This window comes from Nocardia sp. NPDC041819, from assembly GCF_055590505.1.
Genome location: NZ_JBVJAP010000007.1, coordinates 150,841 through 168,936 on the forward strand (window position 1 = coordinate 150,841; position 18,096 = coordinate 168,936).

Consider the following 18,096-nt stretch of genomic DNA (forward strand, 5'->3'; position numbering starts at 1 on the left):
ATAGGTCGGCGCGGGAATGCGACGGCGAGGTCCGGGATCGCGGACGCTGGCCCAATCGATGTCACCGCCGTCGAGCCAGCGCGCGATCCGGGAGTCCTCCCCCGCATCCCGGCACGACCTGGCGCCGGGGGCGTCGTCGACCCAGGCGCGTACGGCGGCGCGCAACTGGTCGATGTCGCGGGCGACGAACGCGGCGCGTGCGCTGCCCGCCTGACGGCCCACCTGCATCGTGTAGGCCAGATCGGCGAGGTTCGGTTGTTGCGCGGCGAGGAAGCGGTCCAGCGCGGCGACGTACTCCACCAGCCGCTCCCGGTCGCGAGCCGAGACCGGAACGACCTGCCCGCCGCTGAACCGGGTCGGCGGCCTGCGGTCGACGTACTCTTCGATCACCACGTTGGCGTTGGCCCCGCCCGCTCCGAACGAACTCACCGTCGCCCGGCGCGGGCGCGCCGGATCCCCGCCGGGCCACGGCAGCGGCTCGGCCGGAATCCGGAACGGCGTCGCCGCGAAGTCGATGTTCGGGTTGACCGGAGTGGCGTGCAACGACGGCACGATGGTCCGGTGACGCAGTTGCAGCAGCACCTTCGTCATGGCGGCGACACCGGCCGCCGCCTCGAGGTGGCCGACATTGGACTTCACCGAGCCGATCGGTAGCTCGGACACACCGGAGCCGCCGAAAACCTTGGACAATCCCGCGATTTCGATCGGATCACCCAGTGCGGTGCCGGTGCCGTGGGCTTCGATGTAGGACACCGATGCCGGGTCGACCCCACCGGCGCGCAGCGCCGAGCGGATCACCGCCGCCTGCACGTCGGGATTGGGCACCGTGAACCCGTTGACGCGACCGCCGTGATTGATCGCGGTGCCCTTGATGACGCCGTAGATGGTGTCACCGTCGGCTTCGGCGTCGGCCAGCGGCCGCAGCACCATCGCCCCGACGCCCTCACTGGCCACATACCCGTCGCCGCCCGCGCCGAAGGAGCGGCAGCGCCCGTCGGTGGAGGCGAACTGCCCCTGGCTCAGCGCGACGAACTTGTAGGGATGCAAGGACAGATTGACGCCGCCGACCACCGCCAGCCTGCATTCGCCGGTGCGGATGCTCTGGCAGGCCAGGTGCAGCGCGGTGAGCGAGGACGAGCACGCCGTGTCCACCGCCATGCTCGGCCCTTGGAAGTCCAAGGCGTGCGAGACGCGGTTGGGGATGCTCCAGAACGTCGACCCGGGCAGCGTGCCGTGCCCGAGCCGGGACTCCTCGGCCCCGAACATCTGGTAGGTCCCCCACATGACGCCGACGAACACCCCGGCCTGCTCCGGGCGCAGGCCGCCGCGGGCCAGGTCGGCGCGGGAATGCCCGGCGTCTTCCAATGCGGCCCAGGCGGTTTGCAGGAACAGCCGCTCTTGCGGGTCCAGGATTTCCGCCTCGCGCGGGGAGATGGCGAAGAACAGCGGATCGAAACAGTCGACGTCGTCGAGGAATCCGCCCCACTTGGTGTAGGAGGTGAACGGGTTGTGCCGGTCGGGAACGAAATAGCGGGTGTGGTCCCAGCGGTGCGGCGGGATCTCGGTGACGCAGTCGCGTCCCTCGACCAGCACCCGCCAATACGCGTCGAGTCCGTCGGCGCCCGGGTAGCGGCCGCTGACACCCACGATCGCGATATCCCCTACCGCGCCGGTGTCGCGGTAGGCATCCGAGGCGGTGGCCGGGTCGACGGCGGTCGGTGTCGCGAACGAGTCGGCCGCGGCGCGCTGATCGAGCGGCTGGTGTGTGAGGTGCCGGTCGTCGGCGAATGAGCGGCCGTTGGTGCCGGGCTCGTCGGTGCGTGCTGCGAATCCGTTGTCGGCAGTCTGCGGCCGAGTGTCCCCGTTCGGTGTGATCGAAGCATCCGCGTTGTGCCTCGTAGGAGCGGGCGTCCGCGCCGCCGTTCGATCGGAGGAATCGCCATGGCTCTCGATCGACGGCGGCACGAACGGCTCGGCAGCGGATCCGAGCCGCACCAGCAGGCCGACCACGGCGCGCGGGGTGGGGTACTCGAACGCCAGCGTCGCGGGCAGGCGGTGACCGCTGCGGCGGGACAGTTCGTCGCGGATCTCCAGGGCCGCAACAGAATCCAGCCCGAGTTCGTGCAGCGGACGATCGAGGTCGTCACCGGGCGCCAGGCCGAGGCAGCGCCGGACCAGAGCCTCGATCTCGACGGTCGGATCGCTTGCGGCGGGGACGTTGTCGACATCCGCGACAGTGGGTGCGACCGAATCCCGCAGCACGTCCGGCACGTCGGCTCCGCCTGCCTCCGGCCGCGCGAGCGGCAGCACGGTGACCGCCGCCGGTAGTACCGAACCGAGCAGGTGGGCGAGTGTGTCGAAGGCCTGTTCAGGGCGCAGCATGCCGTAGCCGCGCCGGGCCAGCCGCTGCACGGCGCCGCTGCCGAGTCGCTCGACCATCCCGGTGTCCGCCCACGGACCCCACGCGATCGACAGCGCGGGCGAACCCGCCGCACTGCGCGACTCGGCCAGACCGTCGAGGAAGGCGTTGGCGGCGGCGTAGCTGGACTGCCCGGGCAAACCGACCACCGCCGCGGCCGAGGAGAACAGCAGGAAGAAACGCAGAGAACGAGCCGCGGTCAACTCGTGCAGGTGCCATGCGCCGAACGTCTTCGGCGCGAGAACCCGCCCGACGCGTGTTGCCGTCTGCTCGGCGACCACGCCGTCATCGAGCACCCCGGCCAGGTGCACCACGCCCGCCAGCGGCGGCAGCTCGCGGTCGATCCAGTCCAGGGTGGCAGCCACGGCGTCGTGATCGGCGACGTCGAGCGACCGCACCACGATCCGCGCCCCCCGCCCCCGCAACTCCGCGATGACCGACTCCGCTCGGGCATCGGGTGCCGACCGCCCCGCGAGCACCAGCTCCGGCCAACCCTGGTCGACGAACCAGCGAGCCAGCCGCACGCCGACTCCGCCGAGACCACCGGTGATCAGCACCGTCCGCCCCGCTGCGGACGCCACCGCCGACTCGCCCTGGATGACTTCCAACGGCACCAGCCGCGGCACACGCCGGCGTCCCCGGCGCAGCGCGAGCTGGCGCGGCGCCTGCGGCGTGACGAGCGCGTCGACCACCGAGCGGATGTCGCCCAGCTGATCGAGATCGATGATTCGACAGCCGATTTCGCGGTGCTCGAGCTGCGCACCGCGGGCGAAGCCCCACAGCGCGGACTGCTCGGGAGCCACCTGATCGGCGGGATCGACCCGTTGACCGTGGCGGGTGAGCAGCCACACCGCGGGCTCTCCGGCCAGCGCCGCGGCTTGCACGAGATGCACAGCGCCCACGACCAGACGTTCCGCGGCGACCGGCGCCGGGGCATCGTCGGCGGAGAGGGCGAGCGCCGAGACGATCCCGCGCAACGATGCCCGCCCGTCGCTCACCGCGCCGAGCAGCGCACGCACCGCCGCGGGTACGCCCAGGTCGACCTCGAACTCGTTTTCGGCACGGAAGGCGAAACCATTTCCGGGCCGGGCCAAGACGCACTCCGCGCCGCGCGCCCGCAAAGCGTCGGCGAGTCCCTCGGTGAAGTCTCCGGGCGCGCCGATGATCAGCCAGCGCCCGGCCGCCGAGGCGGGCAGTGCCGGGCCGGTCTCCTGCCAATCGATGCGGTAGGCGTCCGTGACGGTCCGATCGTGCGGCGCACGGGACGGCTGCCCGCCCGCGTTCGGCGTGGGTGTGGGCATCACGCGCAATCCGTTCGCGACCAGCACCGGGCGACCCTCCTCATCGAGCAGTCGAACATCGGCGACACACAGCTGTGGCGTCTGCTCGACGACGCGCACATGGCCGAATCGAACGGTGCCCGCCGCGACCGAGACCAATGCCTGGTCGATCGCGAACGGCACCCACGTCTGCTCCTCGGTCCTCGGCGACATCGCCGCGTAGGTGGCTTGGAACGCCGCGTCCAACAGAACCGGATGCACCATGCCCACGCCGCTGTCGATGTCGGGATCCGACAACGTGACCAGAGCTTCGCCGCGGCCGAAGCGCACGCCGGTGACACGGCGGAACGCCGGGCCGTAGGGTAGGCCCGCTCGGGCCAGCAGCTCGTAGAAGTTCGCCGCCGCAAGGTGTTCCGGACAGTCGCCGAGGATCTCCGCCAGGCCGGGACCGTCCGGAATCCGGCGCGTTCCGGTGTGGACGTGAGCGCGCGCGTGCGTGCCGGAACCTTCGGTCGACACCTGCACCGCCCACCCGTCCCCGGTCGGCTCGACGTTCACCCGCACCGGCTGCGGGCCGCTCAGCGTGAGACCGCGGGCGATCACGAGGTCATCGATCGCGACGATGTCACCGGCGACGAGTTCACGCGCGGCGTCGGCGATCGTCGCGACGAACCACGCTCCCGGTACGACGACAGCCCGATCGACGACGTGATCGGCCAGATAGCGCGGAGACTCCGGACCGAGCACCAGATCGAAAGACGCCGCCCCGCGCGAATTCGGATGCTCGGAACGGTCTTCCTGTCGAGTGGGAGCCGGCACCGGAGCGTTGTCCGGTCGTACCGGGTTCGTATGCGATGTGGCAGCGCCGTTCGAGGCGTTCCGCGTAGCGGCTGGCGGCGTCGGTATGGACGCCGCGGAGTCGGCAGTGGCTTCCGAAGGTGCGGCGAAGTGTTTCGACTGCGCTGGGAGCAAGTCTCCGGGAGCAGGAGCTCTGAGGGCGGCGGCCGACGCGCTCTTCGAGTACTCAGGGGCAGCTGGGTTCGGATCCGGAAGCGGCGCGTCGTCGGGTCGTGACGAGCGGCCCGCGAATCGCACCGGCGCGCTTTCTCGCTCCGCGAGTGCGCCTCCCGATCGCACCGCGAGATCCGATCTCGGCGCGGACTTATCCGGTGGCGTCGACGCGGCTGTCTCGGATCGCGAGTCAATCCAATAACGTTGCCGCTGAAACGGATACGTCGGGGCGAGCACACGCCGCCGATCGCGTGGCCGGTGCACCTGCTCCCAGTCCACCGGCGCGCCAGCCACATACAGCTGCCCGAGCGCGGTCATCATCGTCTCGCGGTCACCGCGTCCGCGGCGCAGCGACGCGGCGAACCGTGCCGAGCCGCCCAGCGCTCGCTCGCCGAGCGCCGACAACGTCGGCTGCGGACCGATTTCGAGGAAGTCGCCGATGCCCAGCTCGGCCATGGCCCGCATGCCCTGGGCGAACCGCACCGGCTGACGCGCATGCCGCGCCCAGTACTCCGGCGTGAGTTCCCCCGCGCGCAGCGGCGCACCGGTGAGGTTCGAGACCAGCGGGATCGCGGGGTCGGTCATCGTCGCGCCCGCGGCCGCCGCGGCGAGGTCGTCGAGGATCGGATCCATCGCCGCGGAGTGGAAGGCATGCGAGACGGCGAGTTCGGCGGTCCGGATACCGCCCGCCGACAACTCCTCCCGCAGCAGATCGAGCGCGGCTCGTGGCCCGGCGACCACCACCTGTGCCGGTCCGTTGTAGCCGGCGATCGACACCGCGGGTTCATGCCGTGCCACGAGCGGGGACACCTGCTCGGCCGCAGCGTCGACGGCCACCATCCCGCCGCCGTCCGGCAGACGCTGCATCAGCCGCCCCCGCGCGGCGACCAGGCGCAGGGCGTCCTCCATGGTCATCGCGCCCGCCGCGCAAGCGGCGACGTACTCCCCGACGCTGTGCCCGAGCACCGCCGCCGGAGTGATCCCCCATGCCCGCCACAGTTCCCACAGCGCCCACTCGACGGCGAACAACACCGGTTGGGTGAACATTGTGCTGCGCAGCAACTCCGGCCCGTGATCTCCGTACACGGCTTCGACAAGCCCGATTCCGTCCGCGATCGGTCCCAGCACCGCGTCGCAGCGCCGCAGGGCGTCACGGAAGACCGGCTCGGAATCGAACAACTCACGTGCCATGCCGGGGTACTGCGATCCCTGCCCGGTGAACAGCAGCGCCACCTTCGCGCGCGCTGTTCGCTCCACCCGGCCGCGGATCAGGTCGGACCGGTTCCGCAGCTCTCGCGCCGCGGCCTCGCCGGTCTCGGCGACCACCGCGAGCCGCTCTTCGAAATGGGTGCGGCCGGTCGCGGCGGTATAGGCCAGATCCCCGAATGACGCGCCCGCCGAGTCGATTTCGTCGGCCCAACGCCGGGCGCTGTCGGTGAGGGCTGTTTCGTCGCGTGCGGACAGGACGAGTACCTCCGCGGCCGGCGATTCCGGTCGCGGCGCCTGCGCCGGGTCGCCCTGCGCCAGAACGACGTGCGCGTTGGTGCCGCTCATCCCGAAGGAGCTGATCCCGATCGCCGGTTCGTGGCCGGTGCGCGGCCAGTCCCGCGCTTCGCGCACGACTTCCAGCGGCAGTGCGGCCCAGTCGATCAGCGGATTGGGTGTGTGGAAGTGCAGGCTCGGCGGTATCCGGTGGTGCTGCAACATCAGCACCGCTTTGATGACCCCCGCGACACCGGCCGCCGCCTCGGCGTGCCCGATATTGGTCTTCACCGACCCGATGAGCAGCGGCTGCGTGCGGCCCGCCCCATACACCTCGGCCAGCGCGGTGGCCTCGATCGGATCACCGAGCGGGGTGCCGGTGCCGTGTGTCTCGACATAGTCCACCGCGGCAGGCCGCACGCCCGCCCTCTCCAAAGCGTCGGTGATGACGCGTTGCTGGGCCGGGCCGTTGGGCGCGGTGAGACCGTTGGATCGGCCGTCGTGATTCACCGCGACGCCACGCACCACGGCCAGCACTCGATCGCCGTTGCGGCGGGCCTGCGACAGCCGGGTCAGCACCAGCACGCCACAACCATCGGCGCGGACGTAGCCATTGGCGTCGGCGTCGAACGCACGCGACCGTCCGTCGGGCGAGAGCGAGGCCAGACGGCAGAAACCGATGGTGGTCTCCGGCGCCAGTTGGAGGTTGACTCCACCCACCAGTGCCAGATCGCAACGGCCCGTACGCAATCCGTCCGAGGCGGCTTGCAGCGCCACCAGCGACGAGGAGCATGCCGTATCCAATGTCATCGCCGGACCTTGCAGTCCGAGGACATAGGCCAAGCGCCCGGCCGCCACGCTCGGCGCCGAACCGATCACCGAGTACGCGCCGATCGCGGTCGGCTGGGCGGCGCGCGTCGGTGTTGCCGGATACTCGCTGAAACATAGTCCGACGAACACGCCGGTGCGGCTGCCCGCCAGCGTGCCGGGTGCGCGGCCCGAGCGCTCCAGCGCCTCCCAGCTGGTCTCGAGCAGCAGGCGTTGCTGCGGGTCCATCGCGCGCGCCTCCGCCGCGCCGATACCGAAGAACGCGGGATCGAATTCGTCGGCGCCGTCGACGAAACTGCCCCAGCGGGTGTACATCGTGCCCAAAGCCGCCTGGTCGGGGTCGTAGTAGGCGTCGATATCCCAGCGCTGCGGCGGCACCTCGGTGATCGCGTCACGTCCGTGCCACAGCAGGTCCCAGAATTCTTCCGGTGTGCGCACCCCGCCGGGGAAACGGCAGCTCATCCCGACGATGACGATCGGGTCGTCGGTGGGCTGGTCGCTTCCGGACGCGCCTTCGGCCGAAATGTTCCCCTCCACTGACTGTTCTCGCGGCCCCGGCACCGGAAGTTGGTGCGTGGACGTGACAGCGGAGTAAGTCGCGGGCGTGACCAGAGGGTGCGGCGTGGGCGCGGCCGCAGAGTGTGGCGTGGGCGGAACCGCAGAGTGCGGCGCGGACGCGACCGGAGGTTGCGGCGTGGGTGGGACTGCGAAGTGTGGCGCAGCCGGAACCTCAGACTGCGGCGCGGCCGAAACCTCAGACTGCGGCGCGGACGGAACCGGAGGCACGTGATCGGCGGTTTCGTGCTCGCCTCCAGTGGAGGCGACCGCTCCCTTTCGGTGCAGGAACCGCGCGATGTCACGCACGGTCGGGTAGTCGAAGACGAGCCCGGCCGGCAACGGCATCCCCACCTCGGTGGCGAGCGCGGCACGCAACTCCATCCCCGTGAGGGAGTCGACCCCGGTGTCGTGCAATGGCACCTCCGGATCGAGTTCTCCAGCCCTGTCCAGTACGCGCATCGCGACGCGCTGCACGAGCGCCTCCATGGCGGCGAGGTCGTTCGACGCCACCGGCGGCTCCGATGCCCGTGTGGTCTCCGGTCGGGTTCGCAGCGGCGCTGCCATCGCGACGCCCGGCGCCCGGTGCGCATACCACCGTTCCGGCACGAATTCGAAGACGCCCGGAGCAGTGCTGTCGTGCCGAAGGAGGTGCTCGAGCGCCGCGGCCGCATCGTCCTGATACAGCGGCGGCAGACCGCGCCGCACGAGCCGCGCGGTGACATCGGACCGATCGGCGGCCATACCCACATCCGCGAACGGTCCCCACCCGATGCTCAGCGCGGGCAGTCCCTCGGCCCGCCGCCGCCAGGCCAGCGCGTCCAAGGCGGCGTTGGCCGCGGCGTAGTTCGCCTGACCCGGGGTGCCGAGCAGGCCCGCCACCGAGGAGTAGGTGACGAAAAGTTCCAATGGCTGGTCTCGGGTGAGTTCATCGAGGTGACGCGCCGCGTGATACTTGGGCCCGAGCACGGTCTCGAACCTCGACCAGTTCTGCTCGGTCACCACGCCGTCGTCGAGCACTCCCGCGCAGTGGATCACGCCGCGCAGCGGTGGGAACTCCGACTCCGCGATGCCGCGCAACAGTGCCGCGACCGCCGCACGCTCGCTGATATCCGCCTGCCGCGCCGTCACACCGACTCCGACGGCGCGCAGCGATTCCAGCAGCCGCTCCCCGGCCGCGTCCGGTGCGCGTCTGCCGACCAGCACCAAGTGCCGGGCGCCACGGTCGGCCAGCCACCGTGCGGCCGCCGCACCGAGGCCACCGAACCCTCCGGTCACCAGGTAGGTGCCCTCGGGCAACCGGTCCCCGCGCGCGGCGGGGCTATCCCTGGCGAGCAAGACGACGCGACCTGGATGATTTCGTTGCGACATGGCGCGGAACGCCTCGGCGGCACCGTCGATGCCGTGCACCGCGTGCGGCAGCGCAGTCAGTGCACGCTGTTCGAACAGGTCCATCACGCCGCGCAGGATCGCGCCGAGCCGCCGCGGGCCGACAGCGGCCGGATCGAACGGCCGATGGTCGACATCGTCGCGCCGGTGAACCGTGCCGGTCTGTACCGGATCGATGACCTCGACGAATCGACCGCCTGCGCGCAGGATCTCGGAGGCGTGCGCGGAAAAGCCGTCCCCCAAGCTGTCGACGACGACATCCACTCCGCGCCCCGCGGTCGCCGCCCGAACGCGTTCGCCCACCTCGTCGCCGCGCCAGGTATCGATCCGCGTGACCGGCAGACGCGCGCTCTCAGCCCAGCGACACAGCGCGGCGGTCGCGAGCACCTGCGCGCCGACGTGCGAGGCCAGCTGGACCGCGGCCATGCCGATGCCATCTGCGGAGGCGTTGACGAGCACACGGTCCCCCGCGCGCAGCTCACCGAGGTCGAACAGCGCGTGCCAGGCGGCGGTGAAGGAGTACGGCACGGTCGCGCCTTCAGCGAAGGAAAGGTGATCCGGCAGTCGGGCCACCATGCCCTCGTTCACCGTCACGTGACGAGCGAAACCGTCAGTGGTCAAGGCGACAACACGGTCACCCATAGCGAGTCCCTCGACGCCGGCGCCGACCGCGGTGATCCGGCCCGCGCATTCCGAGCCCAACGGCAGCACACCTTCTGGATGTATGCCCGAGGCCACCCACAGGTCGTGAGCGTTGAGACCGGTCGCGGCGACAGCGATTTCGACCTCATCGGACGCCGGTGCGCGCCGCGTTGCGGACATCAACCGCATCCGGTCGAAGTCGCCGGAGCGGTCCGCGACCAACCGGTAGTCGTCGGCGGGCGCGAGGCCGTCGGCGAGACGAGCTGTCAGCCAACGGCCGTCCCGAATCGCGAACTCTCCGGTGCGATCGCCGAGCAAGCCGTCGACGATCGGTGCGCTGTCGACGGACGATCCGGCGGACAGATCCAGCAAGCGACACCCGAACTCGGGGTGCTCGGTGGCCAGTGTGCGCCCGAAGCCCCACAACAGTGCCTGATCGGGATCCGGCCGGTCGGCCGCTGCGACGCGTTGGGCGTTCACCGTCAGCAACCACAGCGCGGCAGGACGGTGCGCCCCCGAATCCAGCGCACGGGTCAAGCGCAAGGCGGCTTCGATACGAGTCTGCGGGGACGCCGACGTCCACGCGAACACGACACCATGGAACGGACGCGTGGTCATCGACGAAACGGTGTCTGCCGCGTGCTCGTCCTCTGGGCGAACAACCACGGTTTCGATGCCGCGTGCGCCCAGTCCGGCGGCGACGGCAGCACCGACCGGCCCGTCACCGAAGACCAACCAGCGACCTGCCGGGTGCTCTCTCGCCGAGGCTCCACTTTCGACGGGAACCCATTCCAGGTGGTGCAGCAGACGTCCGAGCCTGGACGAGTCGGCCGCGACGGCTGTCGATACGGCATCGGGTTTCGCGCTGAGCAGGCTCACCCCCCGCAAAGCGGCGAGCGGTCGCCCGGACGCCGAGTGCAGCGTGGCGTCACCGACGATGACGCGCGCACTGCGTTCGGTCACCCGCACCCGGCAGCGGACGATCGATTCTCCGAGCGCCGGACCGCCGAAGAATCGAGCACGACCGATCTCGGAGGGCAAAAACATCTCTTCGCCTCCGTTGGCGGTCACCACGATGCTGTGCAGGCAGGCATCGAGCACGATCGGGTCGAGCACGGATGTGCCGTTATCCGGCAGGCGGAACCCGGCCTCGGACTCGGTGTCGCTGATCCGCCGGAAGTCGAGGGCGCAGCGGTAGTCGGGGCCCAACTCGAGGCCCAGCCCAGCCACGGTGTCGTAGTAGGCGGGCCAGACCCGCGCGTCCGAATCACTCGTCACACCATCGTGCGAATCGACCGAATCATCGCCTGCGGCAATGAGAGTCGCCGTCGCAAAGTCCGTCCGAGCATCGCCGGGGCCGACGATGCGCACGTCGTAGCCGACCGTGCCGGGTTCGAGCACGACCCGCACCACCGCTTCGGCGGTGACCTCCAGCGGCTTGATCAATCGCAGCCCGGCGACCTCCCACTTCCCAGGCAACCGAGCGGCGATCTCGTTCAACCGAACGCACAACCACGCCGCGGGTACCGTCGGCACGCCACGCAGCCGGTGCCCGTGGAACATCTCCGGTGCCAGCCGCAAGGGGTGCGACGGCCCGGTGTCCTCCGAGCGCGGCTCGAGCTCCAGCCAGTGCCGTTTGCGCTGGAACGGATACGTCGGCAGGTCGACACGGCGCCACGGGCGACCGGAATACACCGTCGCCCAGTCGATCTCGTCCCCCGCGACATACCGGCGACCCAGCTCGACCGAACCACTCGTCGCCTCGACGACCGAACCGCTCGCGGTCGCTCCCGAGGCGACATCCTCGAGCGCGGCGCGCAACTGCGCGGCGGTATCGAAGCCGATCGCGACGCGCTCACCGAAATGTGTACGGCCGATGGCGGCGGACGCGCACACATCCAGCAATGCCGTCTCCGGATGGGCGGCCAGCAAATCGCGGTAGCGAGCCGCCAGCGCACGCAGGGCCTCGGCGCTCTTCGCCGACAACACCAGCAGGTAGGGCCCGGAATCGGTCACCGCACCGGCTTCGGAGACCTGAGGCGCTTCTTCGATCACCACGTGCGCGTTCGTCCCGCTGATCCCGAACGCGCTCACCCCCGCCCGCCGCGGTCGCCGCGAACGCCGCCACGGGCGCTCCTCGGCGACGACGCGGACCGCGATCGAATCCCAATCGATGTGCGGATTGCCCGACCGGAAGTGCAGCGAGGCGGGAATGCGCTCGTGCCGCATCGACTCGATCACCTTGATGATGTTGGCGATGCCCGCCGCCGCCTGGGTGTGGCCGAGATTCGACTTCACCGACCCGATCCACAGCGGCGCGGCCTCGGTGCGGTTTTCGCCCAGCACCGAGGCGAGGGCGTGCACCTCGATCGGGTCGCCGAGCGCGGTGCCGGTGCCGTGCGCTTCGATGTACTCGATGTCACCCGCCTCGACCGCCGCGTCCGCCAGCGCCGCACGAATGACTCGTTCCTGCGCCGGACCATTCGGCGCGCTCAATCCCTGACTGCGACCGTCGGAATTGACCGCCGATCCGCGCACCAGCCCCAGCACCCGATCGCCGTCGCGCTGGGCGTCCGCCAACCGCTTGAGCACGAGCATCCCCGCCCCGTCACTCCAGACCACCCCGTCGGCACGCGCGTCGAAGGTCTTGCACCGGCCGTCGGCGGCCAGGCCGCGCGCCCGCGCGAAGTAGATGTCGAGCGAGGGCGTGAGCACCACGGTGGCACCGCCGGCCAACGCCAGATCGCATTCGCCGCTGCGCAGACTGCGCACCGCCGCATGCACCGTCACCAGCGACGAGGAGCACGCGGTGTCGATGGTGAGGCTCGGACCGTTCACGCCGAGGAAGTACGACAGCCGCCCGGAGGCGACGCTCGACAGATTGCCGGTGCCGAACCAGGCGTCGGGCGCGACACCGGCCCGCGCCATCCGTTCGGCGTAGTCATTGGACATCAGACCGACGAAGACGCCGGTCCGGCTGCCTTCCAGTCGGCTCGCGGGATAACCGGCATGTTCCAAGGCCTCCCACGACGTTTCGAGCAGCAGCCGCTGCTGCGGGTCGAGCATCCGCGCCTCGCCGACGGAGATGTCGAAGAATCCGGCATCGAAATCCTCGACACCGTCGACGAAGCCGCCCCACCGCGTGTAGGTCTTGCCCTCGGCGTCCGGGTCCGGATCGAAGACGGCGTTCACATCCCAGCGCTGCGCGGGCACCTCGGTCACCGCGTCGGTTTCGGTAGTGAGCAAGTGCCACAGGTCGCCAGGGCCGCGCACGCCACCGGGATAGCGGCAGCCCATGCCGATGATCGCGATGGCGTCGGCGTAATCGTCGGCGGTAGCGCTCGGTTCGCGCGCTGTGAGCTGCGCCACGTTCGGTGTACTAGGTGTAACCGGAAGTTCGGGTGGGTATACCGGGGGCGTGAGCTGCTCAGAGGTGCGCGTGGTCGGTCGCTGTGCGGCTTGTGCTCGACCCGTGCGACCGGGCGCTGACTTCGCATCGAGCCGGGCGATCTCCTCGGACACCGCGGCGACGGTCGGATGATCGAACAGCAGGGTCGCCGGAAGACGTACTCCCAGATCAGCGGAGAGCGCGTTGCGCAGCTCGACGGCCATCATCGAATCCAGCCCGAGTTCCCGCAGGGGCGTGCGGTCGGAAACGGCTGTCGTGCGGCCGAGTGCGGTCATGGCGTGGGTGCGCACCAGATCGAGCAGCTCGCCGGGCTCACGCGAGGTTCGAACATCCTGCGAGTCGCCCTGGTCGATCGCCTCCCGCTCCGCCGGAACGGCCGTGACGGTGGGGAATACCGCGACGACTCCTTCGGCCGACAGCAGCGAACGCAGCGCTCGAACACCGTCCTCGGCCGCCAGTTCGGCGACGCCGTGGCGTGCCCACGCTCGGCGGGCCGTGTCGCTCAGTCCTGCGGCCATGCCGGTACCCGCCCACGGACCCCAGGCGATGCTCACCGCAGGCAGCCCTTGCGCCGCACGCAGGCGGGCGAGGCCATCGAGATACGCGTTCGCCGCGGCGTAGTTGCCCTGCCCGGCCGTGCCCACCACGGCGCTGAGCGAGGAGAACAGCACGAACAGATCCGGCGACCTGTCCGCGGTCAGCTCGTGCAGGTGCCAAGCGCCGCCGACCTTTCCCGCGAAGACCCGATCGATGTGGCCCGGGGTCTGCTCGATCAGCAGGGCGTCGTCCAGAACACCCGCGCAATGCACCACCCCGGCCAGCCTCGGAAGCTCATGACCGAAGCGAGCGATCAGCCGGGACAACGCCTCCCGGTCTTCTACGTCGACCACCGCGGTCTCGACATCCGCCCCCGAGGCCGCGATCCGCGCCATCTCCTGCTCGTCTTCCGGGCCAGGGGCGCTGCGACCGGCGAGCACGACCATGCCCGCACCGGCCTCCGCCAGGATGCGCGCGGCGGTCGACCCCAGCGCTCCACGACCGCCCGTGATCAGATACGCCCCGCCACGATCCAGCTGAGGCACTGCCCCGAGTTCATCGGAGGGCCGCATCCGCATCGTGTAGCGGTGGCGTCCGCGCAAAGCGATCGCGAACTCCGCCGCATCGGAACGGATTTCGCTCACCAGGCGGTGGTCGTCGCAGCGCGCGCCGTCGGGCAGATCGATCAGGCGACAGCGCAACTCGGGAAGCTCGGTGCGCACCACCGCGCCCAGTCCCCACAGGGTCGCGGCGGCCGGGCGCACGGATTCGCCGGACAGTGCTCCGGTTGCCCCGACGGTCACCAGGTACAGCGGCGCGTCGGTGACTGCCCGAGCCATCCGCTGCACAGCATTCAAAGCGAATCGCGTTTCCACACGCGCCGCTTCGGCAGTGTCGTCCGCATCGGCATCGGACAGATAGATCACTGCCCGCTCGCCGGGCCACCGGGCCGGGTCGGTCGTGCGCTCCACTGCCACCGCATCGGTGCCCGCGGCACGCAAGGCGGCGGCGAGCCGGTCGGCCTGTTGCCCGACGCCGATCACCAACACGGCGGCAGGGCCCGGTCCGGTCGGCGACACCACGGCGGATTCCCAGAGCGGGCGGTGAGTGAGGCCGGACATGCGATCCCGATCCTGCGATTGCCCGGCAGTGCCGGACTCGGCGAACCATACGTCTTCGATATCGCAGACCACCGCGCCGGCGGTATCGAAAACAGTGATACGAACCGTGCGGCCGGTGCGCTCGGCCAGCGCCCACGCAGTGGCGCCCGCGTTCACGCTGGACAAACGCAAACGGCCGATCCCGATCGGCAGTCGAGCCGTGTCGCTGTCCCTGGACACCAACGCGAGACCGGTTTGCACCGCAGCATCCAGCAGACAGGGCAACCAGGCGTCTGGTTCGTCGGCCAGTGCCGCCGGGCGTTTCAATTCGGCCAGCACGCTGCCCGCGCCCAGCTGCAACCGCGAAAGCCAGCGAAATCGTGGACCGAACGTCAATCCGGCGTCCGCGCAGCGACGGTAGAAGTCTTCGACATCCCATTCGGTGGTCGGCGCGAGCCGCGCCGCGGAGAGTTCGCCGTGGTCGCGCGTGCCACCCGCGGCGGCGCGAACCGCTGCGGATACCGCGGTGACACTGCCGTTGTCGACGTGAAAGCGCACTTCGGTGCGGTCACCCGCGACGGACACGTGCGGCTCGGCCAGTTCCTCCAGCGGTACCGGCCGGGCGGCGACGAAATCGACCAGCTCGTCGCCGGCGCCTCCGGCCGCACGCAATGCGCGCAGCGCCAGTTCCGCCGCGGGCACCACCGCCCGGTCCCGAAACCGGTGCTCGGCAAGGTATCCGGTGCGCGCAGCGGTGCCCGCGATCGGCACAGTGACCCGCTCTCGCTCGAAAGGATAGGTGGGCAGACCGTTGCGCCGCCGCGCGTCCGGGGGCACCACCGAGGTCCACTCGACCTCCGCGCCGGCGCAGTACAGCGCGCCGAGACCGGTCAGCAGCACCTCATCGTCGGTGGCCGCGCGGCGCATACTCGGCAGCCACAAGGCATCAGGATCGGCGTGCCGCCCGAATTCCAGCAGCACCGGATGCGGTCCCACCTCGAGGTAAGCGTCCACGCCCAACTCGGCGGCCGCGCGCACGCCCTCGGCGAAACAGACGGTGCCGCGAGCGTGCGCACGCCAGTACGCGGCATCCAGAGGGCCTTCGAGCCGCGCGCCGGTCACGTTCGACACCAGAGGAATCGCCGCCACGCGCGGGGCGGGCACCAACTCGGCAACCCGGGCCTCGAAGTCCGCCAGCATCGGCTCCAACAGCGGCGAGTGGAACGCCGTCGTGCCGGGCAACCGCACCGTGCGGATCGACCGCTCCTCAGCGGCTCGCATCACCCGCTCCACCGCGTCCGCCGCGCCGGAGACGACGAATTGTCCGGGGCTGTTGACCGCGGCCACCGACACACTCGCCGCGAGTTCCTCCCACAGCGTTCCGAATTCCTCGGGTGCGGCGAAGACCGCCGCCATCGCCCCGCCCCGGGGCACCGCTTGCATCAACCGACCGCGTTCGGCGGCCAGTCGCAACCCGGCGTCGAGGTCGAACACCCCCGCGACCGTCGCCGCGACCAGTTCACCGAGGCTGTGTCCCAGCACGACATCGGGTCGAATGCCGAACGCCGCCCACAGTTCGGTGCACGCCCACTCGATGGCGAACAGAGCCGGTTGCGCGTACTCGGTGCGGGTCAGCTTCTCCTCGTTCGCCTCGAACAGCAGCGGCCGCAGACGGATTCCGCCCGGAAGCGGTCCGAGCAACTCGTCACAGCGGTCGAGCGCCGCGCGGAAAGCCGGATATCTGCGGTCGAGTGCCGCACCCATCCCCGCATACTGTGCGCCTTGTCCGGTGAACAGCATCGCGATCCGCGGCTTGCCCGCAATCGAGTCCGTCGATCGAGGTGAAGGTTCTGCGAGCCGGCGCGCGGCCTCCTCGGCCGTTCGCGCCACGACCGCGCGACGGTGCACGAAATGCGTGCGTCCCAGCGCCGCGGTGGCGGCGGCATCGGCGAGCGGCACCTCCGGTCGCTCCAACTGCTCGGCGTAGCGGCGAGACAGGATGTCGAGCGCGGACGGGGTACGTGCCGAAAGAGCGAGCAGCGCCGGTCCTTCCGGGTCCGCACGCGCATGTGGTGCGGGCGCCTGCTCCAGCACCACATGCGCGTTGGTGCCCGCGAAACCGAACGAGCTCACGCCCGCCAGCCGCGTCCGCTCCGTGCGCGGCCAGATGACATCGCTGGTCGGCAGCGCCAGCGCCGTGCCGTCGAGCGTGATCTTGGGATTCATCGTGGCGAAATCGTGCTGACGCGGAACGCGTTCGTGCTCGAGTTGCAGCACCACCTTGATCAGCCCGGCGACGCCCGCGGCGGCCTCGAGGTGACCGATCTGCGACTTCACCGACCCCAGCAGGCACACCGACCCATCCGCCCGCGGCGCACCGAGAACCTGCGACAGCGCCTCGATCTCGATCGGATCGCCCAGCGGTGTACCGGTGCCGTGCGCCTCCACGTAACCGATCTCGTCGGCGGCACATCCGGCGTCGGTCAGCGCGTCGCGCAGCAGTTCGCGCTGGGCCGTCGGGTTCGGCGCGGTCAGCCCCATGGAACGACCGTCGTGGTTCACACTCGAGCCGCGGATGAGCGCCCTGATCGCGTCGCCGTCGGCGATCGCTCGCGAAAGCGGCTTCAGAACAACGATTCCCGCGCCCTCGCCGCGCACATACCCGTTGGCGCGAGCGTCGAAAGGACGACAGTGCCCGTCCGGGGAAAGCGCACCCATGCGGGCCAGCGCCTCCGACGTGAGTTCGGATTGCAGCAGATTGACCCCGCCCGCCAACGCCACCTCGCACTCCCCCGCCCGCAGGCTGCGACATGCCTGATGCACCGCCACCAGCGATGACGAACACGCCGTGTCGATCGCCACGGCGGGACCGCGCAACCCCAGCACATAGGACACCCGCCCGGCGACGATGCTCGACATCGTCCCGGTGAGCGTGTGCGCGTCCACCGAACTCACCCAATCCGGTGTGATCGTGCGCTGATACTCCTGCCAGCTGACGCCCAGGAAGACGCCGGTGCGGGCCGCTGCCGGAGTGTCCGGTGCCAGCGCCGCGTCTTCCATTGCCTCCCAGGCGACTTCGAGCGCCAGCCGCTGCTGCGGATCCATCGCCGCCGCTTCGCGTGGCGCGATGCCGAGGAACTCGGCATCGATGGCATCGATGGGACCGGTCAGCAGGCCCGCCCGCCGCCGTGCTCGCCGCGGAGCGGAATCCGCTACCGCCCAACGGCTTTGCGGCGCCTCGATGATCGCGTCGCGGCCCGAGGACAGCAGTTCCCAGTACTGCCGCGGTGTTTCCGCACCGCCGGGAAAACGGCAGCCGATACCCACGATGGCGATCGGCTCGCGCTGCGGCCGCGCCTCCAACTCCTGTATCCGGCGGAGCGCCCGCGTCAGCAAGACCCGTAGGTCATACCCATCATCCGACATCTGCGCTGCCACCCACAT

1 protein-coding gene (only partly in view) is annotated in these 18,096 nt (G+C 70.4%); it reads right to left on the minus strand.

Annotated elements, in window-relative coordinates; translation table 11 throughout:
• Positions 1-18,078: the 5' portion of an SDR family NAD(P)-dependent oxidoreductase gene (locus ACZ6DL_RS21340; RefSeq protein ID WP_466053462.1), read on the minus strand. The gene continues 3,801 nt to the left of window position 1, outside the view; only the first 18,078 of its 21,879 coding nucleotides appear in the window; the start codon lies at positions 18,076-18,078; its stop codon lies off the left edge, out of view.
• Between the last annotated feature and the right edge of the window lie 18 nt (positions 18,079-18,096).